Annotated in this window: 20 protein-coding genes and 2 pseudogenes; 11 read left to right on the forward strand and 11 right to left on the reverse strand. The window is 61.6% G+C overall.

The genetic code is table 11. The features are described from left to right. Positions 1–268: 268 nt before the first annotated feature. Entirely contained in the window at positions 269–1603 is a 1335-nt protein-coding gene (locus UP09_RS04395; protein ID WP_082069960.1) for an MFS transporter, read from the forward strand. A gap of 91 nt (positions 1604–1694) precedes the next feature. On the opposite strand, the gene UP09_RS04400 is transcribed toward UP09_RS04395, so the two are convergent. From UP09_RS04400 to UP09_RS04425, 6 genes are all read right to left on the reverse strand, one after another. After that, positions 1695–2471, reverse strand: coding sequence for an SDR family oxidoreductase (locus UP09_RS04400; protein WP_044536760.1), 777 nt, complete (start codon positions 2469–2471; stop codon positions 1695–1697). Positions 2472–2514: 43 nt separating this feature from the next. Then, positions 2515–3717 (reverse strand): CaiB/BaiF CoA transferase family protein, encoded by a 1203-nt coding sequence (locus tag UP09_RS04405; protein ID WP_044536761.1) that lies wholly within the window; start codon positions 3715–3717, stop codon positions 2515–2517. A 60-nt stretch (positions 3718–3777) separates the two neighbouring features. Then, a complete protein-coding gene (locus UP09_RS04410) occupies positions 3778–4692 on the reverse strand; it encodes a 3-hydroxyacyl-CoA dehydrogenase NAD-binding domain-containing protein (RefSeq protein ID WP_245301745.1) in 915 nt (304 codons plus the stop codon). 57 nt (positions 4693–4749) lie between these two features. Further along, positions 4750–5514 carry an acetoacetate decarboxylase gene (locus UP09_RS04415; RefSeq protein WP_044536889.1) on the reverse strand — a complete coding sequence of 255 codons (765 nt, stop codon included), beginning with the start codon at positions 5512–5514 and terminating at the stop codon, positions 4750–4752. 207 nt (positions 5515–5721) lie between these two features. Beyond that, on the reverse strand, positions 5722–6144 hold the full coding sequence (locus tag UP09_RS04420) for a phasin family protein (RefSeq protein ID WP_044536763.1): 423 nt from the start codon (positions 6142–6144) through the stop codon (positions 5722–5724). 136 nt (positions 6145–6280) lie between these two features. Next, complete coding sequence (locus UP09_RS04425; protein WP_044536764.1) at positions 6281–7927, reverse strand: fatty acid--CoA ligase; 1647 nt, start codon at positions 7925–7927, stop codon at positions 6281–6283. A 510-nt stretch (positions 7928–8437) separates the two neighbouring features. Between UP09_RS04425 and UP09_RS04430 the strand changes: the two genes are divergently transcribed. After that, positions 8438–9067, forward strand: a complete 630-nt coding sequence (locus UP09_RS04430; RefSeq protein WP_044536765.1) for a TetR/AcrR family transcriptional regulator — start codon at positions 8438–8440, stop codon at positions 9065–9067. An 84-nt stretch (positions 9068–9151) separates the two neighbouring features. On the opposite strand, the pseudogene UP09_RS04435 reads toward UP09_RS04430, so the two are convergent. Next, positions 9152–9646 (reverse strand): annotated as a pseudogene (locus tag UP09_RS04435) (ABC transporter ATP-binding protein); the annotation flags it as partial. 186 nt (positions 9647–9832) lie between these two features. Here UP09_RS04435 and UP09_RS36230 point away from each other — a divergent pair. Both UP09_RS36230 and UP09_RS04450 read left to right on the forward strand, forming a co-directional pair. After that, positions 9833–10491 (forward strand): annotated as a pseudogene (locus tag UP09_RS36230) (LysR substrate-binding domain-containing protein). A gap of 353 nt (positions 10492–10844) precedes the next feature. Further along, positions 10845–11333: a nucleoside deaminase gene (locus tag UP09_RS04450; RefSeq protein WP_502689026.1), complete on the forward strand. Its 489-nt coding sequence runs from the start codon at positions 10845–10847 to the stop codon at positions 11331–11333. Between the two features lie 88 nt (positions 11334–11421). Here UP09_RS04450 and UP09_RS04455 read toward each other — a convergent pair whose 3' ends face one another. Beyond that, positions 11422–12513, reverse strand: coding sequence for a hypothetical protein (locus UP09_RS04455; RefSeq protein ID WP_044536768.1), 1092 nt, complete (start codon positions 12511–12513; stop codon positions 11422–11424). Positions 12514–13088: 575 nt separating this feature from the next. Between UP09_RS04455 and UP09_RS04460 the strand changes: the two genes are divergently transcribed. From UP09_RS04460 to UP09_RS04470, 3 genes are read left to right on the forward strand one after another with little or no spacing between them, the layout of a single operon-like run. After that, positions 13089–14660 (forward strand): ABC transporter ATP-binding protein, encoded by a 1572-nt coding sequence (locus UP09_RS04460; RefSeq protein WP_044536769.1) that lies wholly within the window; start codon positions 13089–13091, stop codon positions 14658–14660. Continuing rightward, on the forward strand, positions 14644–15723 hold the full coding sequence (locus UP09_RS04465; RefSeq protein ID WP_044536770.1) for an ABC transporter permease: 1080 nt from the start codon (positions 14644–14646) through the stop codon (positions 15721–15723). Before UP09_RS04460 ends, UP09_RS04465 begins: the two co-directional genes overlap by 17 nt. Continuing rightward, positions 15723–16640: an ABC transporter permease gene (locus UP09_RS04470; RefSeq protein WP_044536771.1), complete on the forward strand. Its 918-nt coding sequence runs from the start codon at positions 15723–15725 to the stop codon at positions 16638–16640. The genes UP09_RS04465 and UP09_RS04470 overlap by 1 nt, the downstream gene beginning before the upstream one ends. 104 nt (positions 16641–16744) lie before the next feature. Here UP09_RS04470 and UP09_RS04475 read toward each other — a convergent pair whose 3' ends face one another. Then, a complete protein-coding gene (locus UP09_RS04475) occupies positions 16745–17674 on the reverse strand; it encodes a LysR family transcriptional regulator (protein ID WP_044536772.1) in 930 nt (309 codons plus the stop codon). Between the two features lie 294 nt (positions 17675–17968). On the opposite strand from UP09_RS04475, the gene UP09_RS04480 reads away from it, so the two are divergent. Both UP09_RS04480 and UP09_RS04485 read left to right on the forward strand, forming a co-directional pair. After that, positions 17969–18544: a hypothetical protein gene (locus UP09_RS04480; protein WP_156164441.1), complete on the forward strand. Its 576-nt coding sequence runs from the start codon at positions 17969–17971 to the stop codon at positions 18542–18544. Between the two features lie 60 nt (positions 18545–18604). Continuing rightward, on the forward strand, positions 18605–19684 hold the full coding sequence (locus tag UP09_RS04485) for a BMP family ABC transporter substrate-binding protein (protein WP_044536774.1): 1080 nt from the start codon (positions 18605–18607) through the stop codon (positions 19682–19684). A 76-nt stretch (positions 19685–19760) separates the two neighbouring features. Here the strand turns inward: UP09_RS04485 and UP09_RS04490 are convergent, their stop codons facing one another. Continuing rightward, positions 19761–21110, reverse strand: coding sequence for an 8-oxoguanine deaminase (locus UP09_RS04490; RefSeq protein ID WP_044536775.1), 1350 nt, complete (start codon positions 21108–21110; stop codon positions 19761–19763). Between the two features lie 138 nt (positions 21111–21248). Between UP09_RS04490 and UP09_RS04495 the strand changes: the two genes are divergently transcribed. Both UP09_RS04495 and UP09_RS04500 read left to right on the forward strand, forming a co-directional pair. Next, positions 21249–22070, forward strand: a complete 822-nt coding sequence (locus UP09_RS04495; protein ID WP_044536776.1) for an FAD binding domain-containing protein — start codon at positions 21249–21251, stop codon at positions 22068–22070. Next, entirely contained in the window at positions 22067–24787 is a 2721-nt protein-coding gene (locus UP09_RS04500; RefSeq protein WP_044536777.1) for a molybdopterin-dependent oxidoreductase, read from the forward strand. The genes UP09_RS04495 and UP09_RS04500 overlap by 4 nt, the downstream gene beginning before the upstream one ends. A gap of 36 nt (positions 24788–24823) precedes the next feature. Here the strand turns inward: UP09_RS04500 and pucL are convergent, their stop codons facing one another. After that, positions 24824–25666 carry a factor-independent urate hydroxylase gene (gene pucL, locus UP09_RS04505; RefSeq protein ID WP_044536778.1) on the reverse strand — a complete coding sequence of 281 codons (843 nt, stop codon included), beginning with the start codon at positions 25664–25666 and terminating at the stop codon, positions 24824–24826. Positions 25667–25824 lie beyond the last annotated feature (158 nt).

Consider the following 25824-nt stretch of genomic DNA (forward strand, 5'->3'; position numbering starts at 1 on the left):
TTTGAAGCTGACATGGCCGTTTGGCCTTGGTTCCTGCCCGAAAGTCGATCACGATGCCGGCTGCGTGCAGAGAGCGCACAAGGGATCCGGAGCCGTGCGCACGGCGCGACCGGCCACGATCCTGAACGGCCCTCGTCCAACACTTCAGATTTTTATGACCAGCCGCCGTGGTTATCGCGGCGCACCTGATGTCAAGGAGTGAGACAGAAAATACGTTCAAAATCGGAGCAAAAGACTCCGTGGGAATACAAATGAGGGGAGCAAACAAATGGCAATCCATGCAACCAGCGTCGGTACAATTCCTTCCGCTGAAAAGGAACCGATCGCCGTCACAAAGCTGTTCGCCAAGATCGGTTGGCGGATTCTACCCTTCCTGATTCTTTGTTACATGATTGCGTTTCTGGATCGCATCAACATCGGATATGCCCAGCTTCAAATGAAGCAGACGCTGACTTTCAGCGATGCGACGTACGGCTTCGGCGCGGGCATATTCTTCGTCGGCTACTTCCTGTTTGAAGTACCCAGCAACCTGCTCCTTGAGCGCATTGGTGTTCGCAAGACGCTGCTGCGCATCATGTTCACGTGGGGAATTGTCGCTTGTGCGATGGCGTTCGTGCAGACGCCGGTGCAATTCTATATCGCCCGATTCCTCCTTGGCGTGCTCGAGGCCGGCTTCTTTCCGGGTATCATCCTTTATCTGACATACTGGTACCCCTCGGCGCGACGCGGCCAGATCATCGCGATGTTCATGACCGCGACGGCCATCGCGTCCGTGATCGCAGGTCCGCTTTCCGGTGCAACGATGAAGTATTTCAACGACATCGAGGGCTGGCACGGCTGGCAGTGGCTCTTCATTTCGCAGGGCTTACCAGCGACGATCCTCGGTCTCGTTGCCTACTTCTATCTTCAGGACAAGCCCGAGGATGCCAAGTGGCTAAGCGCCGAAGAAAAAACTGCGCTGCGTTTCCAACTCGATCACGATCATAACGACGTTGAGACTGCGTCCCACGCTGGGTTCTTCCAGATGCTGAAGGATCCGAAGGTCTACGGTCTCGCGTTCACATACTTCCTGCTGCTGGGTGCGACCTACACCATGGTGTTCTGGATTCCCTCGCTCATCAAAAGCTGGGGCGTCGCCGATCTGTTCCACGTAGGCCTGCTTGCCACCTTGCCGCAGATCGCGGGCATCATCGGGACGATTCTGATGGGACGCCACTCGGACAAGACAAGAGAGCGGCGATGGCATTACGCGACCTGCGTGGCCGTCGCAGCCATCGGCCTTTTGGCCATAACATTCTCCAACGGCAATTTGCTGGCGTCGATCCTAGGCCTGACACTCGCCGGCCTTGGGTTCATTTCGGCGACACCGCTGTTCTTCACCACAACGACTGAATACCTTTCCAAGGCGAGCGCCGCCGGCGGCATCGCGCTCATCAGCAGCCTCGGTAATCTCGGCCCGGCCGTCGCACCATCCGTTACGGGCTATATCACCGCGACGACTGGCAGCTCGCTCTACAGCACATATCTGATCGTCGGAGCCTATCTGCTCTCTGGCCTGCTACTCCTGAAGATCGTCCGCGCCGCGGACCCGAACGAAAGCTGAGCCGGCATAGCCATCCGGATTAGACCAGCGTCTGGCGACAGACGCTGGTCCGCTACCGGACGATTGTATCGTTGGGGAATGTGGGCCAGCCTCAAGCCGTCGTGGCCAACCCGCCGTCGACCGGAATGACCGCACCGCAGACGAAGCCGCTGGCCCGCGAGGCGAGGTAGATGGCAATGCCCGCGAGATCGTCCGCATGTCCCATGCGCTTCATGGGCGCGTCGTCGACGACCTCCTTCGCGCCGTGCTCATCGATCGCATCCGTCATTTTCGACGGGAAGTAACCCGGCGCAATCGCATTGACCGCGATGTGCTTCGGCGCCAGGAACTTTGCCATGATGCGTGTCAGATGGTTCACGCCGGCTTTCGACGCGGCATAGGAATAGGCTTCGAGATGCGACGTCCTGATGCCCTCGATCGAGCCGATGTTGATCACCCGCGAATAGGAATTCGCCGATCCCGCCGCTTCCAGCAGATCAAGCAGACTCTGGGTCAGGAAGAACACCGACTTCACGTTGAGGTCCATCACCTTGTCCCAGCCGTTTTCGGGAAACTCGGCGAAAGTCGCGCCCCAGCTCGCGCCCGCATTGTTGACCAGAATGTCGAGCTTTTTCTCCCGCTTGTGAAGTTCGCCGGACAGGCGCGCGATCTCCTCCATGCGCGACAGATCCGCCGGGATGGCGATACATTCGCCGAACTGCGACAGTTCTCTTGCAAGCGCCTCGCATGCCTCCGCTTTGCGCGCCGTGATGTAGACCTTTGCGCCGTTTTCCACATAGGCGCGGGCGATCATTTCGCCGAGGCCGCGGCTACCGCCGGTGACCAGGGCGACCTTTCCCCGAACCGAGAACAGCTCTTCGATTTTCATGCGTCGCTCCTGCTGAACTGGAATACGCTGTGGTAGTCGTTACTCAGCCAACGGCGCCGACGGCGCGCATCTGGGCGATAGTCTCCGCATCGAACCCCGTTTCCTTTAGGATCTCGTCGCTGTGCTGGCCCACCGAAGGCGGCATCCTTGGTTGCACCTTGTCTGCGCCACGCAGCGCAATCGGGCTGTTGATCGTCCTTGTTTCGCTGCCGGCGAAGGGAATGAGAATATCGTTGTCGAGGAGCTGCTGGTCCGACGGAATATCCTCGGGCGTGGCCACGACGTCGAACACGATCCCCCTCTCCGTCAGGCGCTTGCGCAGTTCCGCGCGATCCTGCTTCTCGAACTCCTTGTCGAGCAAGGCGATCAGTTCGCGCGAGCGCGACAACCGATCCACCTTCTTGGCAAAACGCGGGTCATCGATCAGATCCTCGCGATCGAGGCACTTCATGAACTCCGGCCACTGCTTTTCTTCATTGAGAATGGTCAGGATCAGCCAGCGACCGTCACGGCATTTGTAGTAGTTCGTCAGCGCGTTGAATGCGACCTCGCGTGCCGGGCGGTCTGTGAAGGTGGCGCCGCATAGTGCTGCTTGCGCGTTGTAGCCGTTGGCCCAAAGTCCGTTCGCCACCAGCGACGATGTGACCTCCGTGCCCTTGCCGGTGGTCTGGCGCTGATAGAGCGCCATCACGATTCCGGAAAAAAGCGTGAACCCGGCCGAGTGATCGCCCATGCCGTTCGCAGGCCGCACCGGCACCGATTCCGACGACGCGCGAACGGTGTCCATTAATCCCGACCGCGCCCACCAGGCCGTCACATCAAAACCCGGCTTGGTCGCCTCGGCGCCGTTTTCGCCGTAGCCGGAGAACGACGCGTAGATCAGCCTGTCGTTAAGCGAGGACAGTGCTTCATATCCGATGCCAAGCTTTTTGCGAACGGCGGCGGGATAGTTTGTGATAAACACGTCCGCCTGCGCGGCAAGACGCTGGATAACAGTCCTGCCCTCAGGTTTTCCCATATCGAGCGCGAGGCTGCGCTTGTTGCGCGAACCGAGCATCCACGCGTAGTTCTGATCGCTCCTGGGATGGCCGGGAAGCTTCGTCAGATGCCGGTAAGGATCCCCTGCCCCCGGCGGTTCGATCTTGATGACGTCGGCGCCGAAGTCGGACAGAATCGTGGCCGCTGCCGGCGCGGCGATGAAACTGCCGCAATCGATCACCTTCAAGCCTTCGAACAGAAGTCCCATCTCGTCCCTCCCGTTGATCGCGCTCCGCTCCGCCCCTCGATGACGCGATCGCAGCGTACGCTATTTACCTGCCCGCACCGCCTTGAGCGCGCGGATGATCGCCAGTTGCTTGGCGTCGCGCTCACTTTCGAGCTGCTCGGGAGGCTGCGCCGCGAAGGATGCCTCGGCCTGCGCGATGATCTTGTCCTGCGCAGCCTCGTCCAGATTGACCGGCGCCATATTCTTCCAGGCCTCGTTCAGACCGGGACCGAATTGCTTGAAAAACGATTTGAACCCACCGGCACCGCCGCCGAGATGGAACGAGCGGAATGGGCCGTCCGCCGCCCAGCGCAGGCCGATCGAACTTGTCACGATATCGTCGAGCTCATCGACTTTGACGACGCCCTGAATGACGAGGTAGCAGCATTCCCGGAAAATTGCCCGTTGCAGACGGTTGGCGACGAAACCGGGCATTTCCTTGCGCACCACGCGCGGCACCTTGCCGAGCGCGGCGTAGAACGCGACCGCGTCGTCCACCGCCTCCGGGCTCGTCTTCTCGCCGGGGACGACCTCGACCAATGGAATCAGATGGGGCGGATTGAAGGGATGGCCCACCAGCAACCGCTCGGGCCGGGACATCTTGAGCGCCTGTTCCGTCGCGGTCTTGGCCGAACTCGACGAAAGCAGCAGAGCATGCTCGGCCACAACCTTGCCGATGCGTTGCCATAAGTCCTGCTTGAACTCGATCCGCTCCGGTCCGTTTTCCTGTACGAGATCGGCGCCCGTGACCGAGCGCTCGAGATCGGCCTGGAAGCTCAGTTTCTCCTCCAGATTGTCCGTCGGCAACCCGAGCTCCTTGAGCGTCGACAGATTGTTGCGGATATAATCGCGGACGATGGCCTCGACATCCGGGCGCGGATCGTTGACGACCACCGTCAGCCCGTTCGCCAGAAAGAGCGCCGTCCACGACGCGCCGATGACGCCGGCGCCGATCACGGTAACCTTCGAATATCGGTTCAGAATATCCTGCTGAGCTGTAGCCATGATATCTGCCTATTTCCTTGGACTGGCCGAAGGCGCGCTGTCAGTGAGATAGTCGTAGATGACGACGGCAGGCGAAAGCGTGAGATCCGTCAGGATGTGCGTGGCGGAAACGATCTCACGTACGGGAAGGTCAGCGAGCGGCGCCAGAACGTGCTCGAACAGTTGCAGACGGGCCGGCCCCCGCCATGCACCCTTCACTACGATGTTGGTGATCTCGGTACGCACCAGTTCGCAAATACGCGGGCGCTTCTCGTAGCTCGGGAGGATTTTCAGCATGAACGTGGGCACGCAGATTTCCTGCCGCGCCTTTTCCAGATCCATCGGCTTGTGCTTGTAGCCCATCGTCGCACGGGCGACACTGAGCGTGCCGTAATCCAGCGTTCCGACCAGCGTGTCGGAGTCGACGAACAGCTTTGCCGATCCGAGCTTTTTTGGAAACGCACTCAGTTCGCGGCCTGCGGCAATCGCCGGCAGATTGTCGAGATACATGCCGATGATGTATTCGCCGACTTCTTCCTTGTGCCGCACGACCGCGGCCTGCCCGCACTCGACATACGAACCGTATCCCGTCGTATCGGGCATATTCATCACTTCGAAGCGCACCAGCGGCTCGTCGACTTCAAGCGGCTCGGGCACCTGCTTGAGGAGAGCTTCCCGATCCGTCCGGTAGGTGATGTTCAGATACTCGCGCGACGTGAAGCGATGCGGGCCTGGAACAAACGCCGGAGCTCCTGTCGGCGTGGTGTACTGCTTGAGCACGTCCTCTTTTTTCATCTTGACGCTCACCCCATGAGTTAGACGTTTCAGCATTCGGTATCGGCGGCGGCCTTACCGCATATTTGCGGCTCTCCGCACCGGCCGACAGTACGAACCTTTGGGCTCGTCACTGCAAGCCGGTTCATTGCGAAAGGCACGGCCCTGTCTTGAGGGACTGGTGCCGTTAAAACTCTCCCGCGCTGCAGCAGAGCCCGTTCACCCGCGTCAGGCCTTCCTGGACTCGATGGCCGCCCGCGCCTCGGCAAAGCTCTCGCGCATCCGATCAAGAATGATCTTTGGCGCTTCGTTGCTCGATTTCTGCACCAGCTCAGCGATATCCCTGGTGTTCTTGACCGTCGCTTCGAACACGCGCTTCGCCAATTCCGCCTGCTTGGTCGCGATTTCCTGAGGCGTGCCGCCCGGCTTGAAATCAGCGATCAGTTGCCGCGCCTCGCGCCCGACCTCCGCCAGGATTTCCTGTTGCTTTGCGAAAACCGCCTGGCCTCCCTGCGACAGCACCGCCGCGGACTTCTGCATCGCCTCGATGTTCTTGCGGTGGATGTCGAGAAATGGCTCGTAATCGATCTTTGGCAGATTAATCTGCTTCGCCATATCGGCGAACGTGTCCGTCATTGTCTTGTCGGCCATTTTTCCCTCCCGGTATCCATTGATTTGTGCGTGGAGCTGTTTGGTCCGCTGCCACGTCGCTGTTTGGCGCATATCGTAGTCAGACCGGCTTCGATTAACCAGCGAGACAGGATGTGATCGTGTATCCTCCCCTCGGCTAACCGTCCCCGTACTTGGCGCGCAACGCCTTCTTGTCGGTCTTGCCGACGCTCGTCTTGTCGATTGCATCGACAAACCTGATCCTGTCCGGAATGGCGAAACGCGAGATGACCCCTTTGTCGACATAGGCTTTGACGTGCTTCTGCACGGCTGCATCGTCGACGGGGCCGCCGGGATGGGCGACAAGGATGGCGAGCGGACGCTCGCCCCATTTCGCATCCGCCACGCCGATGATCGCTGCCTCGCTCAGGCCTGGCATCTGGAGCAGGATGTCCTCCAGCTCAATCGACGAAATCCATTCGCCGCCGGTCTTGATCACGTCCTTGATCCGGTCGGTGATCTGAACGACGCCGTGCGCGGTCATGGTGCCGATGTCTCCGGTATGAAGATAGCCGCCTTCCCAGAGCTTTTCCGAAGAGGCCGGATTGTTGAGATATCCCATCGTCAGCCACGGTGCGCGGACGACGATTTCTCCGGCGGTGCGGCCGTCGTGAGCGACGTCCTTCATCTCGGCATCCACGATGCGGAAGTCGACCAGGGGCACCGGCGTTCCAGTCTTGGTACGAAGTTCGACCTCCTCGTCAGGATTTCCGGTGAGCTCATGCTCCCTGAGCTGCGCGATCGTCAGGATGGGGCCCGACTCCGACATTCCGTAACCGGCAAAGATGTCGATACCGCGCTGTATCGCGGCCTTGGCCAGCGCTTTGGTCAGCGCTGCGCCCCCGATCACCATTTTCAGCCCGGAGAGATCGACATCCTTGCTGTTGGGCGCCGACAGCAGCATTTGCAGAATCGTCGGAACGCAATGGCTGAACGTCACGCCCTCGGTCTTGATCAGGTTCAGGAGAAGTTCGGGCTGATACCGGCCGGGATAGACCTGTTTGACCCCCGCTGCGGTCGCGGCATAGGGCAATCCCCAGCCGTGGACGTGAAACATTGGCGTGATCGGCATGTACACGTCTTCGCGGTGAAACCGCCCCTGCCGCGCCGGTGAGCCGAACCCGACCAGATCGATCAGCGTGTGCAGCACGAGCTGGCGATGGCTGAAGTAGACGCCCTTCGGCGCGCCGGTGGTGCCCGTCGTGTAGAACATGGTTGCGCGGGTATTCTCGTCGAAATCCTCGAAGGTGAAGTCCGGCGAACTGTTTGCCAGCATCTCCTCATACTGGCCGACGACTTTGCTCGGGCGGCTCGGGAACACGCCGTCGTCCGACATCAGAATGATGCCTTCGACGGATTCAAGCTGCCCTTGCAACTGCTCAATCAGCGGAAGGAACTCGACATTCACCAGCAGCAGCCGGGGACGCGCGTGATTGAGCGTGAACAAGACCTGCTCGGGCGACAGCCTTATATTGACGGTTTGAAGCGTGGCGCCGAGCATCGGGATCGCGAAATAGGATTCCAGGTAGCGGTGGCTGTCCCAGTCCAGCACGCCCACGACATCGCCGCGCCGGACGCCCTTCGACGTCAGACCGCTCGCAAGACGCCCGATGCGCTCGCGCAGATCACGGTAGGTGTAGCGGCTGAGATCGCGGTAGACAATTTCCTGATCGGCCGACTGCGTCATCGGCGCGTGAAGGAGGTGCTTGATCAGCAGGGGATATTTGTAGGCCGACGGCGTATGCTCGATCAGGAAATCGGACATTTGATTTCTCCCTGGGGCTGGAAGGCGTCGGCGCCCCGTGTCGGGGAATTTTGTCGCCCGTATTTGCCCGCTCGGCTTGTCTTCCGGTTCGCCCGAGAGTCGGTCGGAGGCAGCAGGAAGGGCCGAGTTCTTATTCTATCGTTCGCTTGGTTGAATAGAAAGTCAAGCCGAATCCAGGATCGGGAGATAGCAGGCTTGTCCCGTCCGCACGTATTGATGCACTGCATGATCAATGTCGGACTTTGCGTCTTCGTTGCTTCACTGTCCGCTCACGCCAGTACTGATGGCTGCGAACCGGCGCTGACGTGACGGTCCTGCAAGCCGGACTGAAGCAGACCGGTTTGCCTATCGGTCGCTTGATCGATTCTCGACAATCCCCTTGCAAAAGTGTACAGATCGGCGATCCATCGCAATGGCTTCTGCGGACACCGCCGAGGCAAACGGAAGCCAGGAGTTTGCCAGGTCTCATATGTGCGACCGGGCTTTTCATCATTGACGGACTGAGAAAAAATGACGAAGCCCTTGGCGCGCGCGAAGGCTCGTACGAAAAAGCCAAAATCGTTACGAAAAGGCCCCGACCGCCGCCGGCAGATTATTGCCGCCGCGTCCGAACTGTTTGCGCGGAACGGATTTGAAGGCACATCGATCCGCGATATCGCAGCCGCGTCAGGCGTTCTATCCGGTTCGCTGTACTATCACTTTCCGTCCAAGGAAGATCTGCTCTTCACGGTGCACCAGGAAAGCCTCACGGCGATGCGCCAGGAGGTCGAGACCGCCATTGCCGGAATCAGCGAGCCCTGGAAACGGCTCGACGAGGCCATCGTTGCGCACTGCCGGATATTGCTCGGTGGCAGCGTGACTCGCGCGATCCTCACGCCGCCGCGCTACTACAATCTCAAGGGCGTCCGAAAACTCGTCCGCCAGCGCGACGAGTACGAGCAGATCTTCGCGAGCCTTATCGACGATTTGCCTCTGCGCGCCGATTGCGATCGGCATGTGTTCCGGCTGTCGATCCTCGGCGCCATGAACTGGACCGTGTTCTGGTACGCCGCGGGCGGCCGCTTAAGCGTTGACGACGTCGGCCGGCAGATTGCCCTGATGGTGCGAGGCGCTACCAGCGGTGCCACGACCAAAAGATAGCGGTCGCGTTCGTTCGCCAACCGGTATCTGGGAATGCTGGATCCGAACTACGGATGTAACTAGCGATCGAAATTCATTCGTGTGTCATATCCCGATGTACCGCTGAATCGTCGTCGCATCCCGCTCGAGCGCTGCGGCATCGCCGCTCCAGACGGTGCGGCCCTTCTCCAAAATGTAGTGGTAGTCGGCCAAGCGTTTCAGCGCACGCATGTTCTTGTCGATCAGCAGGATCGATTGTCCCTGCGCCTTCAGCGCCTCGATGCACCGCCAAATTTCGCCGCGTACCACCGGTGCCAGGCCTTCGGTGGCCTCATCGAGGATCAGCAGCTTCGGGTTGGTCATCAGCGCGCGGCCGATCGCCAACATCTGCGGTTCGCCGCCGGACAAGGTGCCAGCATATTGCCTGGCCCGCTCCGCAAGCCGGGGAAACAACCAGTAGATCCGGTCCTGCGTCCATGGCTGGGGGCGGCCCGCACGATTGGCGGCCGTGGCAATCAGGTTTTCGCGCACGGTCAGCGTCGGAAACACCAAGCATCCTTCCGGCACCAACCCAATGCCCCGCCGCGCCACGGCCTCGGGCGCATCCGCTTGTTCGATCGCACCACGCGCCGAGTGGAACTGACCGAGGGCGGTGCCGAATTCCGCAACATCGCGGCGGAGATCATCGAAGATCTGGAATCGGCGGCACGCAACGCGCATGAACTCGCGGAGCGGAAGCGCGGACGCGTCATTATCGCGGCACCGCCGTTGCTTGCAGCCGCCATTGTGCCGCGCGCGATCGCCGATTTCCGGAGCAGATACCCCGGCATCGAGGTCCGGTTGATCGATGCCAGAACAGACCAGATCATCGAAAACGTCCGCTCCGGGCAAGTCGATTGCGGGATCGGCACCTTCCACGCCGGCGAAGAAGGCTCAGTTCGACGCTGCTGGCGCGCGACAGCCTGATGGTGTTCTGCACCTCAAACCATCCATTGGCACAGCGGCAGGCGGCCAACTGGCGCGAGCTCGAAGGCCTGCCGCTGATCACGTTGACGCGGGACAGCGGCATCAGGCTGCTGGTCGAGGTCGGCTTTGAGACTGCTCAGATCAGGCTGGTTCCCGCCTACGAAGTCGGCCAGATCACGACGGCGCTGGCGATGGTCGAGGCGGGCTTGGGGATCGCCGTGCTGCCGACCTATGCGTGGGCCGGCGCCAAAGCAATGAAGATCTCAGCCACGGCGCTTACTCCGGGCATCGCGCGTGACATCGCGATGATTACCCGGACCGGACGCAGCATTGCTCCCGCGGTCTCGGCATTCGCGCGATTCCTCGCCAAATACACCAACGAGTCAGTGCCCGGCGGAGCCGCTGCTGCAGCGAGACTTCCATCCGCCCGCAAGCCCGCGCGCGCCAGCACGCGGGCGAAGATGAAGGCTCGAAAATAGACTGACGCAGATCGAAGAGCCGCCGGAAAAGCGGACTTCCCGATCGGATGATCACCCTTCCCGAAGACTTCTCACTGTGTTGCCATCAATTTGGAATGGCGACGCGGCCCCCCCCCTCAACTTTGATCACATCACTATCCGAAGGATGCTGCGAAATTGGGGTACGTTCGACATTTGCAAAGGAGGAGCCTTGCCGGGCTCTCGGGCGCGGTCTCTGCGGTCAGCGAATATCTTGATGAGCGGCTGGAATTGTCGGATTGTCTAGTGGTGATATTCCACGGCGAATTCGTCCACGAGGCCCGCGCCGGCGAAGCGGACCTCACCGACATCGGCCGGCACTTGGTGGGGCGTTGATGGCTGCTGATATGTCCGGACGCGACGAGGAATTCTTGCGGCGCTCATTCGACGTCGCCCGGCGCGCCGTCACCCATGGCAACCATCCCTTTGGCGCGATCCTGGTTGATCAGAGCGGCAATGTGCTGATCGAGGCCGAGAACGCCTACATGCCCGAGCATGACGGTACCGCGCACGCCGAACGTCTGCTGGCGACGCAGGCCTGCACCACGCTAAGCGCGGAAGTTCTGAAGACGTCGACGCTCTACTCCTCCGCCGAGCCATGCGCGATGTGCGCTGGCGCAATGTACTGGGCTGGCATCGGCCGCCTGGTCTATGGCCTGAGCGAACACAGGCTGCGGCAGTTCACGGGCAATCACCCGGAAAATCCAACGCTCGACCTGCCCTGCCGGGAGGTGTTCGACAGCGGACAGCGGGCGACGGAAGTGATTGGCCCCCTGCTCGAGGACGAGGCTGCGGCCTTACACACAGGCATCTGGGACAAATAGCCTTCGCGCATTTCAATCGACGGCAAAAAATATGGCGCCGCGGGGAACATCGCGGCGCCATCGCTTTTCACCTGGAACAGTCAGTTGGCTAGAACTTCACGGTCACACCGGCGTAGACGGTCTTTTCGGTGCAGCTGTTGTTGCTGACGCCTGGGGCAAAGAGGCAGGTAGGACTGTTGTTGGCATCGAGGCCGAACTTGTTCTGCCAGTAGCGATAGGCGACCCAGGTGGTCACGAACTGCGAGTATTTCGGACCCCAGAACGCCTTGCTCGCGTCAAACGTCAGGCGGATCGGCTCGCTGTTGATTTCGATCTTCGTTGCGGTTCCACCTCCAGCGAGGCCCAGGGGTTCGTTCTGGTTGCCCTTCGGTCCATAGAAGCCGGCACGGCCGCTGATAGCGAAATACTGCATGTTCTCGGGGAGGAAACCGAGATCCATATAGTAGTTGATTTCGACCGCCCAGGTCGGGCGGAATGAGGTGTTGCCATCCGCAATACACGTCACGCCGGGGGTACCCGGTCCGAACAGACCGCACTGGTCGAACGCGTTGTGGTTGGAAAACTCATAGTACATCAACGGTGCGACGTCGATGTATCCCTTGTAGGGCAGGTCGAAGGCGAACTGCAGACCGGCGACGACGTCGCGCTTGGCAGGTGCCAGGAAGCTGTTTTCGGAATTGGCATCCATGCCGACTTCGAATGAAACGTTATGCAGCGGACCGGCGGTGAAAGCCTTGGTGTTGAAGAGTTCGTTCCAGCCAAAGGTCGAGCGGAACAGGCCGTAGATTTCCGTGGCGCCGGCACAGGTCGCCGGCGTGCCGAAGATGGTTCCGGCGTTCGTGCAAGGCGCCGCGGGATCGTTGTGGTCCGACTTCAACATCGAGATGGTGAAGAAGTTGGTACCGTAGCCCCAGACGTCAAAGTGCGTAAACGAATAGACACTCTTTGCCGTGGTGCCATTGATTGTACCATTCGGTCGGACACTGAACACACCGGGATCGGTACCTTTGGGCATCCATGAATAGGTGACCCGGTTGTCGATCACCAGGAAGAACGGCAGGTCGGCGGCCGGCTTCGGTTTGGCCTTGACCGGCAAGTCGGCCGCGTCGGCGAAGCCCGCCGGCGCAAGCGCAGCAAGTGACAGTGCCGCGGCTGCCAATGATCGGCGAAGACTGGACATGCTCAATACCCCCAAGTTAGCGAGCGAGAACGATTAACGTCCTTTTCTGGGGGCGAGCCTTGCGCTGTTGGAATGAAGTGAGAAGCCTCAACTTTCTCCACGCCTTGGCGCGAGATTGATCAAGAACCGATGCGGCATCAGCGGTTTTCCGGCAAAATCCGTTGGAATCGGAGGGGCAGCGAAACAATCTGAGGTAGAGACGTAAATGTTCCGCTTGTGCCTGTTACTGCTGGAATTTCTGCGGCGATTTTGCGCAGCGATGCCTGTGAGAAAAAGCTCACGAAGCCGCGTCGTACACGAGCAGAGCGGAGCTGCTCAATTCTGCGTCATAACTGACCGAGCTGTCTCGAATTGCATGGACCGTAACATATTTGCAACAATCGATTGAGCGCTTTCGCCTCGCGTGGCGCGCCACCAAGCCTCCGGATAGCAATACGCGGGGAAATCCTGCAAGAATCACTCTCGCGCTCGCCTGCCAAGGAGTTGGGCAAGCACTGGCGCTTTTTCTCTACTTACGCGGGCGTCCGATCTAGCACAGTATTGAGGCAGCCAATTCCTCTTGACCGTGACAACGAATGCCAGATTCGACGCCTGCTGCGCAGCCGCCCGCCGGAACGCCGCTGCTCCAGACAGTCGGCCTGACCAAGCGTTATGGCAACTTCCTGGCCAATGAGAAGATCGATATCGATATCTGGCCGCAGCAGATCCACGCGCTGCTTGGCGAGAACGGCGCCGGCAAATCGACGCTGGTCAAGACCATCTACGGATTGATCCAGCCCAGCGAAGGCGAGATGCGCTGGCGGGGCGAGAAGATGGTTCTGTCCGGACCGTCGGAAGCGCGCGGGCGCGGCATCGGCATGGTGTTCCAGCATTTCTCGCTGTTCGACAATCTTACCGTCGCCGAGAACGTAGCACTGGGTCTCGACGGCAAGGAATCGTTCAAGGACATGTCGGCGCGCCTTGAGCAGGTGTCCAATGTCTACGGGCTTCCGCTCGATCCCAAACGCGAGGTCTGGCAACTCTCGGTCGGCGAGCGCCAGCGCATCGAAATCGTCCGCGCGCTGATGCAGGATCCGAAATTCCTGATCCTCGACGAGCCGACCGCGGTGCTGACGCCGCAGGAGGCCGACCAGCTCTTCACGGTGCTCAACCGCCTGAAGTCAGAGGGCCGCGCCATCCTCTACATCAGCCACAAGCTCGAAGAGGTGAAGCGGCTGTGCGACACCGCCACCATCCTGCGCGGCGGCAAGAAGGTTTCGACCTGCAATCCCAAGGCGGAGACCGCGGCCTCGCTGGCGCGCATGATGGTCGGCAGCGAAATCAAGCAAGTGAAGGCGGCCGCGAACCGACGGATCACCGTACCGCGGCTTGTCGTCAACGACCTCAACCTCGCGCCCGACGATCCCCACGGCACAAGGCTCGAACATATCTCGCTGGAGCTGAAAGGTGGTGAGATATTGGGCATCGCCGGCGTTGCCGGCAACGGCCAGGACGAGCTTTTCGCAGCGCTTTCGGGCGAGCGGCTTTCGCAAGATCCCGGCACGGTGGTGATCGAGGGCATCGCCGCCGGCCATCTCTCGATCACGCAACGGCGCAAGCTCGGCGCGGCCTTCGTACCCGAGGAGCGGCTTGGCCACGGCACCGCGCCGCGCATGAAGCTTTCCGAAAACGCGCTGCTGACGGGACATGCCGCCAGCGGCATGGTGCAGCACGGCTTCGTCAACACCGCAGCGACGCTGAAGACGGTCGACCGCGCTACCGAAACGTTTGACGTGCGCAAGGCCAAGCGCGATCCGGAAGCGGCGAGCCTGTCCGGCGGAAACTTGCAGAAATTTATCGTCGGCCGCGAGATCCTGCGCAATCCGGCGGTGCTCGTCGTCAGCCAACCGACCTGGGGCGTCGACGCGGGCGCCGCCGCCGTGATCCGGCAGGCGCTGCTCGACCTCGCCACCGCCGGCGCCGCCGTCCTGGTGACGAGCCAGGACCTCGACGAGCTCGCCGAGATCACCGACCGCATCGCCGTGATGTTTCACGGCCGTCTGTCGGAGCCACTCGCGACAGCCGATGCGAGCCGCGAGAAACTCGGCCTCCTGATGGGCGGCAGCAGCCTGGATCAGAAGGAGGCCCCTCATGCAGTTAGTGCTTGAGAAGCGCGGCGAACGCTCGAACACGATTGCGCTGGTTTCCCCTTTGATCGCGATCGGCCTGACTATCGTGACCATGAGCATCCTGTTCTTGATCCTCGGCAAGAACCCGATCTCGGCGCTTGGCGTCTACTTCATCGATCCCCTGACCGACAGCTATTCGCTCCAGGAGATCGCGGTGAAGGCCACGCCGCTGGTGATGATCGCGATCGGCCTGTCGCTATGCTATCTCGCCAACGCCTGGAATATCGGCGCCGAGGGGCAATTCCTGATCGGCGCCGTCGCCGGAAGCTGGCTTGCGGTGAAGACGCAGGGCACCGATGCCGGCCACTGGGTGCTGCCGGCGATGCTGTTGCTCGGCGCGGTCGCCGGCGCGCTCTACGCGCTGATCCCGGCGATCTGCAAGGTCAGGTTCGGCGCCAGCGAGATCCTCACCAGCCTGATGCTGGTCTATGTCGCCGATCTCTTCCTTGACTATCTGGTGCGCGGCCCGTGGCGCGATCCCGCCGGCTTCAACTTCCCAACCACCGCCGAGTTCGATCCGGTCGCGACCGTTCCGCTGCTGGTCGAGGGCGGCCGCCTACACCTCGGTGCCGTCATCGCGCTGATCGTGGTCGCCGCCGGTGCGCTGCTGCTCGGCAAGACCATCAAGGGTTTTGAAATCCGCGTCGTCGGCGCCGCCCCGCGCGCGGCGCGCTTCGGCGGCTTCAATTCCAACCAGTTAATCCTGCTGACCTTCGCGATCTCCGGCGCACTGGCGGGGCTAGCCGGCATAATCGAAGTCGCCGGTCCCGTTGGCCATCTCCAGCCCGGCATCTCGCCGGGCTATGGCTTCACGGCGATCATCGTTGCGTTTCTCGGGCGGTTGAACCCGATTGGAATATTAATTGCAGGCCTTTTCCTTGCACTCACCTTTATTGGCGGCGAACAGGCGCAGATTGCGATGAAAATCCCGTTGGACGTCACCAAGGTCTTCCAGGGCATCCTGCTGTTCTACGTGCTCGCCTGCGATTCCCTCATTCTGTATCGCTTCCGGCTGATTTTCCCGTCACGACAGGTGGTCTAGTGGCACTCGTCGAAGCCATCATCCTTTCGGTGCTGGCGGCGTCCACCCCGCTGTTGCTGGCGGCTACCGGGGAGTTGGTGACCGAGCGCGCGGGCGTGCTCAACCTCGGCGTCGAGGGCATGATGATCGTCGGCGCGGCTTGCGGCTTCGGCGGCGCCTGGCTCAGCGGCTCGATCATCATCGGTGCGCTCTGCGGCATCGTCGCGGGCACGCTGCTCTCGCTGATCTTCGCGATGATGACATTGGGATTGGCGGTCAATCAGGTCGCCACCGGGCTCGCGCTCACTATTCTCGGCATTGGCCTCTCCGGCCTGATCGGCGCCGGCTTCGTCGGCGAAAGAATTGCGCCGGCGCCGCATCTCCACATTCCCGTCCTGACGGATATTCCGTTCGTTGGGCGCATCCTCTTTGGCGAGGACGGCTTCGTCTATCTTTCGCTGGCGCTGGTCGTCGCGGTCTGGTGGTTCCTGTATCGGACCCGGGCGGGACTGGTGCTGCGCGCGTGCGGCGACAATCACCTCTCAGCCCATGCGTTGGGCTATCCGGTGCTGCGAATCCGGATGTATGCCGTGATGTTCGGCGGCGCCTGCGCCGGCCTGGCCGGTGCCTATCTGCCGCTCGCCTACACCCCATTCTTCATTCCGGGCATGACCGCGGGACGCGGCTGGATCGCGCTCGCGCTCACCGTGTTTGCATCCTGGCGACCGGGCTGGCTGGTGATCGGCGCCTACCTGTTTGGCGCGGTGACCATTCTCCAATTGCACGCGCAAGGTTGGGGTATCGGAATTCCGTCTCAATTCATGTCGTCGCTGCCTTACCTGGCCACGGTCATCGTTCTGGTTCTGATTTCTCGCGCGCGCACCGGCGGATCGACCGCGCCCGCCGCACTCGGTACCGTGTTCGTACCCGACCGCTGAGTCTGCTTTCGGGATGCTGCGATGGGGAGCGGCGTTCTGGGTGTGGTTCACCCCGAATGTCTGGAGATCGATTATGCGCGCGCCGCCGATTTGGGATCCGGCGCTCACGCAAACGCCGCATTCTCCCGCTGCTCGCGTTCGTCGAGTTCCCGCACCAGATCCTGCAGGCAGCTCTCCATGTAGGCGGGAAGCGCGCGCTCGGACCGGACATAAACGCCAAGGTCGGACCATACAGGCCTTCCCCCATTGTACAGCGGGAGGAAACTGAGCCGGCCGGCCTCCAGATGCCGTTCAATCCCGAGCTGGGTTTGAAACGAGATGGCGACACTGCGCTCGGCTAATTCGCGCATGAGGTCCATGGAGTTGGTCTGGATCGCCGGCTCCGCCCCTTGCGGAAGCCTCGCCAACAACGGCTGAAGCAGATCGTGGATCGATAGCTCAGGGAACGCGAGAATGAAGGGAAACGGCATGCACTGCGGCAGCGTAACCTTGCGCTTGGAGGCAAGTGGATGGTCGTTTGCCACCACTGCGCCGAGGCGAAAACGCTTTAGTGCCACCTGACGCAGTTCTGGACTGTGTCGGAGCGCGAACGCAATCCCAATATCCGCCTCGCCTCGAACCAGTACGTCGTGAACTTCGAACGAGCCCATGGTGCGGGCCGAAAAAGTCACGCGTTTCGCCCGATCTCGATGCCACTTCATGACGTCCGGCAGCAATGACCCGGCCAATGCCTCGATGGAGGCGATGCGGATCGTCCCCTGCCAGGTGCCCGAGAGCGATTGCAGGTCCGATCTGAACCGATCCTCATCCTGCGTGACGGTCATGACGTGACGGGCGAACATCTCTCCAACCGACGTCAGCTTCAGGCCGCGAATAGTCCGCTCAAACAATGGCGTGCCAATATCTTCCTCAAGTTTCAAAATCTGGCGGTTCACCGCCGATGAGGCGACGTTCAGGACGCGAGCGGCCGCGCGGATGGAGCCGGCCCGGCGCACCGCTTGGAAGTAATAGATCGCCGGTGCATGGAAGCGCATAACCGAACCCGCCAAAGACGCCAATCTAGCCCGATGCCGATTCGGCATCAAGCCGTGCGAGAATCTCTGCTATTTGAGAGCACTCGGTTTCCGTTAGGTTTTCTCCCGATCTGCACCTCGCGGAGCAGGTCCGGAGACGTATGGGATCAATCCACCGGTCTTGCCAATCCGGCGAGCCGGTCACGCTGGTCTGCCCAATGGCTTCAAAGCCAGATCGTCCCTTGATGTTTGAACGCACCGCTCTGCAGCCGAAACGACCACCGTCCACCAAGTCCGTACTCGAGGCAGATGCCCTTGACGCAACTCATCGATCAGGACGCCCCCGCTCTGGAGAGGTCACGTCTGTTGGATCGCCGGTCGGCGGCAGCTCATGTCGGCGTGACCATCGGCCTGTTCGAGCGATTGGTGCGGGAGCAGGTCATACCCGAGCCGGTCATGGTCGATCGCAAACCGCTCTGGAATGCCTGCCTGCTCGACGGCCGCCTCGAAGCAATCCGGCGTGCACGAGATCTGCAGGCCAACGAGGTGGACCGGCTGTCGGCGCGTCCGCCGGCAACGAGAAAATCAGCTGCGACGGAAACGTCAACCATCCTGCCCGATCTCAAATGGCTTCAGCAGCGCGAGGACCTCATCCGACGCGTTCACAGGCGACCGCTCTCGCAGCACGAGTTGAGCGTGCTCGGCGAATTCAATCTGTCGCTGGGCCGTGACGCCAGCATGTTCGGGTTCTATCGAACATTCGAATCCCTGATGGCCCGTGGTCTTGTGCTGGAGGTGTCGAGATCCGGCCCTTCGACCCGGCCGCTCGTCACCTATCGGCTGACCGAAGACGGCGCAAGAATTGCAGCTTGCATGAGAGACAGCGGATAGGTGCACGAAGTAAGGCGCGACGTTTTGAAGACCATTTCCCTCGGCTCACAGGAGAAGCGTATGAAGAAGCATTTGATAGCGGCGGCGGCCGTGTTGCTGGCGACCGGCATGGGACTATCGACGGCCTCTGCCGCCGACAAGCTGAAGGTCGGGTTCATCTACCTCGGCCCGGTCGGCGACCTCGGCTGGACCTACCAGCACGACCTTGCGCGCCAGGCCCTCGCCAAGGAATTCGGCGACGCGGTCGAGACCACCTTCCTCGAGAACGTCCCCGAGGGCCCCGACGCCGAGCGCGCCATCGAGCAGCTGGTGCGCGCCGGCAACAAGTTGGTCTTCACCACCTCGTTCGGTTACATGGACCCGACGCTGAAAGTGGCCAAGAAATATCCGAACGTCCACTTCGAGCACTGCTCGGGCTACAAGCGCGACAAGAACATGTCGACCTATTCGGCGCGCTGGTACCAGGGCCGCTACATCCAGGGCCAGATCGCGGCCAAGATGTCAAAGTCCGGCGTGCTCGGCTATATCGGGTCGTTCCCGATCCCCGAAGTCGTCTCCGGCATCAACGCCACGATGCTGGGCGCCCAGTCGGTCAATCCCAACATGAAGGTCAAGATCATCTGGGTGAACTCGTGGTTCGATCCGGGCAAGGAGGCCGACGCCGCCAAGGCGCTGCTCGACCAGGGCGCCGACGTGATCACCCAACATACCGACTCGCCGGCGCCGATGCAGATCGTCAGCGAGCGCGGCAAGTTCGCGTTCGGACAGGACTCCGAAATGATCAAGTTCGGTCCCAAGGCGCAGCTCACCTCGATCCTCGACACCTGGGCGCCCTACTACATCGCGCGCGTGAAAGCCGAACTGGCCGGCACCTGGAAGCAAGAGGACACCTGGGGCGGGCTCGACACCAAGATGTTCGAAATGGCGCCCTACACCAACATGCCGGATGACGTGAAGAAAATGGCCGAAGACACCCAGGCGGCCCTCGCCTCGGGCAAGCTGCAACCGTTTAAATGCCCGGTCGTCGGTCAGGACGGCAAGGATGTCGAATGCAAGGACGGCGACCATCTCGCCGACGGCCAGGTGCTCGGCATGAACTTCTATGTCAAAGGCATCGACGACAGCATCCCCGGCAAGTAGCGCCGGACAGTCCCGAGACCACCGGGTCCGGGCGACAACGCCCGGACCTTGTTCCTCTATGCGTCGCGGACTGAACTTATCCCGCCCGCATCGCGCGCGCGGCGGCGTTGTGACGCTGGATCAGATCGGCGACGTCAAGCGAGGGGATCGCACCATCGATCACCGCCCAGTTGCCGCCGACCATCACGCGGTCGGCGCGATACGCGCCGCAGAGCACCAGCGCGGCCAGCGGATCGCCATGTCCGGAGAAGCGCAACTCGTCGAGCTTGAACAGCGCGAGATCGGCGGCCTTGCCGACCGCGATCTCGCCGAGTTCGGGGCGGCCGACGCACGCCGCCGACCCCTTGGTCGCCCAGCGCAGCGCGTCCTTGTGGCTCACGCGGCCGACACCATAGCGCGCGCGCTGCAACAGGAACGCTGCGCGCACTTCCTGCATCAGATTGGACCCATCGTTGGAGGCCGAACCGTCGACGCCGAGCCCGATCGAAACGCCGGCCTCCTCCATCTCGCAGACCGGGCAACAACCCGATGCCAAAAGCTGGTTGCTACAGGCGCAATGGCTGATGGTGGTCTTGGCCTTGCCGAGCCGCTTCATCTCATCCGGATTGAAATGAATACCGTGCGCGAGCCAGGTTCGCGCATTGAGCCAGCCGCATTGCTCGAGATAATCCAGCGGCCGGCAACGAAACATCTGCTCGCAGAATTTGTTCTCGTCTTCGGTTTCGGCAAGATGCGTGTGCAGGCGAACGTCGAGCCTTTCGGCGAGCTCGGCGGTCGCGTGCATCAGCGAGGTCGTCACCGAAAACGGCGAGCACGGCGCGAGCGCGATCTGCACCATCGCATCCTCGCCGCGTTGATGATATTTGGCGACCACGCGCTCGCTGTCCGCCAGAATCGTGTCTTCATCCTGCACCACACTGTCGGGCGGCAGGCCGCCGTCGCGCTGCGACAGGTTCATCGAGCCGCGCGTCAGCAGCACGCGGATGCCGAGCCGTTTCGCCGCGGCCACCTCGATATCGATGGCATCTTCCAGCCCGGCCGGGAAGACATAATGGTGGTCGGTCGTGGTGGTGCAGCCCGACAGCAGCAATTCCGACATCGCCACCGTGAAGCCGAGATCAAGCGATTCCGGCGTCAGCCGGGCCCATACCGGATAAAGCGCCTGCAACCAGGGAAACAGCTCGCGGTCCAGCGCCGCCGGCAGCGCCCGTGTGAGGGTCTGGTAAAAATGGTGGTGGGTGTTGATCAGCCCAGGAAGCACTACATGCCCGGTGGCATCATAGAAGGCCACATTGGCGGTGGACGGCTTGCCGCCGTGGGGTACCAGCTCAACGATTTTCCCATCCTGGATCACGACGCCACGTTCTGCCCCCGTAGCGAGAATGGCGAGGGGGTCCCGGATCCAGATCGGCTGCGTTTGATTCATGATCCCACCATCTCCTTGAGGCAAGGCCGTACCCCGCCGTTACAATGCAAAGTCTGTCCCAACCTTGACGACAATTGGCGCTGGTCTTGCAAGACGTCTTAAGTGGAGATGCATCTTGTTGAAAGCGTTGGCGTATCCATGGATTTGAACACCATATCCGAAATTGCCCATCCGCGATCGCGGGCGCAATTGCCCGTTTGGACGGCGGGCGATGCTTGGCTGGCAGGCGGGACCTGGCTGTTCTCCGAACCGCAGGTTCACCTGACCCGGCTGATCGATCTCACCGACCTGAAATGGCCGGCGCTGACGGTCAGTGAGAACGACCTATCCGTAGCGGCGACCTGCACCGTGGCCCAGCTCGACGCCTTCGCCTGTCCACCGGAATGGATCGCCTCACCGCTGATCAATCAATGCTGCCGGGCGTTCCTGGCTTCCTTCAAGATTTGGAAGACGGCGACCGTCGGCGGCAACATCTGTATGTCGCTGCCGGCCGGCCCGATGATCTCGCTGACCTCGGCGCTCGATGGCGTCTGCACTATCTGGCAGGCGGACGGCAGCGAGCAGAAGATTCCAGTCGCCGACTTCGTCACCGGCAACCAGTCGAACGTGCTCGCGCCCGGCGACCTCCTGCGCCAGATCGACATCCCGCTTGCGGCCATGAAACGCCGATCGGCGTTTCGCCAGATTTCACTAACGCCGGTCGGCCGCTCAGCGGCTCTGCTGATCGGCAGCATCGCCGGCGACGGCGCCTTTGCGCTGACGGTCACCGCCTCGACGGTGCTGCCGATGCAGATGTCGTTTGCCAGAATGCCTGACGCGAAGGAACTGCGCGAAACGATCCTGCAAAATATCTCCGACGATCTCTACCACACCGACGTTCATGGCAAACCGGTGTGGCGCAAGCACATGACATTGCGGTTAGCCGAGGAAATCCGCCGCGAATTGGAAACGCTGCCATGACGTTCGAGATCAACGGCAAGGCGTTCGCCGAAACGCCGAAGCCCGCACAATGCCTGCGCACCTTCCTGCGGGAACTCGGTCATTTCGGCGTGAAGAAAGGCTGTGATGCCGGCGACTGCGGCGCTTGCACGGTCCTGATCGACGGCGAACCGGTGCATAGCTGTCTGATCCCGGCCTACCGCGCCGAAGGCCATGCCGTTACCACCATCGAAGGTCTTGCCGGCGATGGCGGCACCCATCCCTTGCAGCAGGCCTTCCTGGATGCGCAGGGATTTCAGTGCGGGTTCTGCACCGCAGGCATGATCCTGACCTGTGCGTCGCTGAACCAGGCCCAGCGCCAGGATCTCGGCGCGTCGTTGAAAGGAAATATCTGCCGCTGCACCGGCTATCGCGCGATCGAGGATGCCCTCAACGGCAAGACCAATACCGAAGATGCTAGCGCCGGCACCGCGTTCGGCCGCAGCCTGCCAGCACCCGCCGGCCCGCAGGTGGTGCGCGGCGCGGCGCGCTATACGTTCGATATGGCGATCGAAGGCCTGTTGCATATCAAGCTGCTCCGCTCGCCGCATCCCCATGCGAAAATCATCACGATCGACAAGAGTGCGGCGCTTGACGCGCCTGGTGTTCACGCCGTGCTGACCCATGAAGACGTTCCGGATCGCCTGTACTCGACCGCACGGCACGAAAAGGACTGGATGGATCCGAACGATACCCGCATGCTGGACAATGTGGTGCGGTTTATCGGTCAAAGAATTGCAGCCGTGATTGCTGATACGGAGGCCGCCGCCGAAGAAGGCTGCCGCCGACTCAAGGTCGTATACGAGACCCTGCCAGCCGTGTTCGATCCCGCGCTGGCGATTGCACCGGGGGCGCCGGTGATTCACGGCGACAAGACGACGGCGCATCGTGTCACCCACTCACAACGCAATATCGTCGCGGAAACCCATGGCGAGTACGGCGATGTCGCGAGCGCGCTGGCCGAGGCAGCCGTCACCTATGAGGGAACCTTCACCACCCAGCGCGTCCAGCACGCGGCGTTGGAAACCCACGGCGGGCTCGCCTGGGTTGACGCATCAGGCGTGTTGCACGTCCGCTCCAGCACCCAGGTGCCGTTCCTGACGCGACGTACACTTGCAGATTTGTTTGAGCTGCCGCTGGACAAGGTCCGGGTGTTTTGCGAACGCGTCGGCGGTGGCTTTGGCGGCAAGCAGGAAATGTTCGTCGAAGACATTCTGGCGCTCGCCGCGCTCAAGACCGGAAGGCCGGTGAAACTCGAATTGACCCGCGAGGAGCAGTTCATTTCGACCTCAACGCGGCATCCGATGCGCGTCGAAGTGAAGGCCGGCGCCGACAAGGACGGCAAGTTAACCGCGTTACAGCTCGACGTGCTCTCCAACACCGGCGCCTACGGCAATCACGCCGGTCCGGTGTTGTTCCACGCCGTCGGCGAATGCATCAGCGTCTACAACTGCCCGAACAAGAAGGTCGACGCGGTCGCGGCCTACACCAATACGGTGCCGGCAGGCGCATTCCGCGGCTACGGCTTGCCGCAGACCCTGATCGCGGTCGAAGCCGCGATCGACGAAATCGCAAAACAACTTGACATCAGCCCGTTCGAGATGCGCCGCCGCAACGTCATCAAGCCCGGCGACCCCATGCTGTCGCCGCCGGGCTCCGAATATCACGACGTGATCTATGGCTCATACGGGCTGGACCAGTGCCTCGACCTGGTGGAGCGCGCGATGGTCGCCGTGGCACCGAAGCCGCAGCTTTCGATCGAGTGGCTGATCGGCGAAGGCATCGCGTTGACCATGATCGATACCGTGCCTCCCGCCGGGCACTTGGCCGACTGCAATATCTCCCTGCGCGACGACGGCGGCTTCGAGCTGACCGTCGGCACCGCCGAATTCGGCAATGGCACTTCCACAGTGCACCGCCAGATCGCGGCGACCGCGCTGGCGACCACCGTCGACCGCATCCACCTCAGGCAATCCGACACCGCGCATGGCGGCCACGACACCGGCGCCTATGGCAGCGCCGGCATCTTCGTCGCCGGCCGCGCGACCCAGGCGGCCGCGGAACACCTTGCCGCCGAGATCAGGGCTTTCGTATCGCACATCATGAAAACCGATCCCGGCGCCTGCGCTATCGAGAACGAGAGCGTCGTTTGCGGCAGAGAGCGCCTGTCCTTTGCCGAGCTCGCCGAGGCCGCGAAGACAAGCGGAAAGAAACTGGTCGGAACCGGCAACTCCGCCGGCTCACCGCGATCCGTCGCCTTCAATGTGCAGGGTTTCCGTGTCGCCGTGAACAGGGGGACCGGCGAGATCAAGATTCTGAAGAGCGTGCAGGCGGCCGATGCCGGCCGGGTCGCCAATCCCATGCAATGCCGCGGACAAGTCGAAGGCGGCGTGGCGCAGTCGCTCGGGGCCACACTGTATGAGGAGATGGTGATCGACGAGGGCGGGCGCGTGATCAACCCGACATTCCGCGATTATCATTTGCCATCGCTCGCCGACGTGCCGCGCACCGAAGTTTTTTTCGCGGACACTTCCGATTCGATTGGACCGATGGGCGCGAAGTCGATGAGCGAGAGCCCCTACAACCCGGTCGCCGCCGCCCTCGGCAACGCGATAGCCAACGCCACAGGCATCCGCTTCACCGTGGTGCCGTTCAAGCCGGACCGGCTATGGCCGCTGTTGCATCAGAAGTATGGATAACGCCTCAGTGCCTCGGACGCAGCGCGCTTGCGGTGCCTACCCCCGCCCCACCGTGCATTCGATCTGGCCGTGCGGCTCGTCGGTCGGCAGAAACACGTCGTTGTTGTTGTCCAACCCGAACGCCGAGAGGTTCATCGGGATGAAATGCATGTTCGGACAGGCCATGCTGATCTCGGAAATTTCGGGCACCGCGGCGAGCGCCGCCTCGCCCATCCGATAGAGACTGTCCTGCACGCTCTTGCTGTAGGTGGTTGCGAACACCTCGAGCACGGTATCGAGAATCTTCGCGTTGGTGGCCGGATAGTTTTGCGGCTCGGCCGACCATTTCCACGATGCCACCATGCTGGTCGCACACATCCGATCGGCCGTCGGCGGGATCGTCGTGTAGCGATCTCTGACGTAATTTTCCCAGCCCGACTGGGTCGACTTCATAAAGGTAAAACCGTCGATCCCTGAGGTCAGCGTCGACGATCCCGCGCGTGTCGCGGTCGCTTCCACCGTCGGCTTGCCATTGCTGTCGAGCACGAAGCTGTGCGGGTGTGGCTTGCCGTCAAAGCTTAGCCGGCTCCATCTGGTCTCATGCGACGTGACCACGACGGACGTCACTTGCGGATAGGTGTCGAGATATTTCTTCGCCAGCACCTGGCAGAATTCTTCCACGCTCAACCCCGTATTCTGGCGGGCAACGACATTGACCACGTTCTTGATGGTGTCAGTCGAGACCGAGGTGGAGTTGTCGCCGTCGGTATAGGCGCGCGCGAAGTCACCCTCGATCATGGCCTTGATGCTGAGCTGGCTGACCTCGTGCCTGTCGCCGTCGCGATGAATCCGCATCACCCGGACGCGGCCCTTTCCGTATCGATTCTTGATCAGCGGCACGTGACAGCCTCCCGTTCAATAGGTCAAGTTTGCGGGTTTTCGCCCGATCCGAGTTCAATAATGAGCAACGTTCGTGCCATCCGGCAAGCTGCCGGTACCGAAATCTGCGCCATCCGCTGCATAAGCCTGTCCGCGCTCCCGGTCATGACAGGGATAAA

Source organism: Bradyrhizobium sp. LTSP885, from assembly GCF_000938305.1.
Classification (GTDB): Bacteria; Pseudomonadota; Alphaproteobacteria; order Rhizobiales; family Xanthobacteraceae; genus Bradyrhizobium.

What these genes read in the sequence shown, in the direction of transcription:
- UP09_RS04455 (WP_044536768.1), bottom strand. Translation starts at nt 12,513, where the DNA reads ATGTCCAGTCTTCGCCGATCATTGGCAGCCGCGGCACTGTCACTTGCT.
- UP09_RS04400 (WP_044536760.1), bottom strand. Translation starts at nt 2,471, where the DNA reads ATGAAAATCGAAGAGCTGTTCTCGGTTCGGGGAAAGGTCGCCCTGGTC.
- UP09_RS04425 (WP_044536764.1), bottom strand. Translation starts at nt 7,927, where the DNA reads ATGTCCGATTTCCTGATCGAGCATACGCCGTCGGCCTACAAATATCCC.
- UP09_RS04430 (WP_044536765.1), top strand. Translation starts at nt 8,438, where the DNA reads ATGACGAAGCCCTTGGCGCGCGCGAAGGCTCGTACGAAAAAGCCAAAA.
- UP09_RS04485 (WP_044536774.1), top strand. Translation starts at nt 18,605, where the DNA reads ATGAAGAAGCATTTGATAGCGGCGGCGGCCGTGTTGCTGGCGACCGGC.
- UP09_RS04475 (WP_044536772.1), bottom strand. Translation starts at nt 17,674, where the DNA reads ATGCGCTTCCATGCACCGGCGATCTATTACTTCCAAGCGGTGCGCCGG.
- UP09_RS04460 (WP_044536769.1), top strand. Translation starts at nt 13,089, where the DNA reads ATGCCAGATTCGACGCCTGCTGCGCAGCCGCCCGCCGGAACGCCGCTG.
- UP09_RS04465 (WP_044536770.1), top strand. Translation starts at nt 14,644, where the DNA reads ATGCAGTTAGTGCTTGAGAAGCGCGGCGAACGCTCGAACACGATTGCG.
- UP09_RS04500 (WP_044536777.1), top strand. Translation starts at nt 22,067, where the DNA reads ATGACGTTCGAGATCAACGGCAAGGCGTTCGCCGAAACGCCGAAGCCC.
- UP09_RS04420 (WP_044536763.1), bottom strand. Translation starts at nt 6,144, where the DNA reads ATGGCCGACAAGACAATGACGGACACGTTCGCCGATATGGCGAAGCAG.
- UP09_RS04495 (WP_044536776.1), top strand. Translation starts at nt 21,249, where the DNA reads ATGGATTTGAACACCATATCCGAAATTGCCCATCCGCGATCGCGGGCG.
- UP09_RS04490 (WP_044536775.1), bottom strand. Translation starts at nt 21,110, where the DNA reads ATGAATCAAACGCAGCCGATCTGGATCCGGGACCCCCTCGCCATTCTC.
- UP09_RS04450 (WP_502689026.1), top strand. Translation starts at nt 10,845, where the DNA reads ATGGCTGCTGATATGTCCGGACGCGACGAGGAATTCTTGCGGCGCTCA.
- UP09_RS04395 (WP_082069960.1), top strand. Translation starts at nt 269, where the DNA reads ATGGCAATCCATGCAACCAGCGTCGGTACAATTCCTTCCGCTGAAAAG.
- UP09_RS04405 (WP_044536761.1), bottom strand. Translation starts at nt 3,717, where the DNA reads ATGGGACTTCTGTTCGAAGGCTTGAAGGTGATCGATTGCGGCAGTTTC.
- UP09_RS04415 (WP_044536889.1), bottom strand. Translation starts at nt 5,514, where the DNA reads ATGAAAAAAGAGGACGTGCTCAAGCAGTACACCACGCCGACAGGAGCT.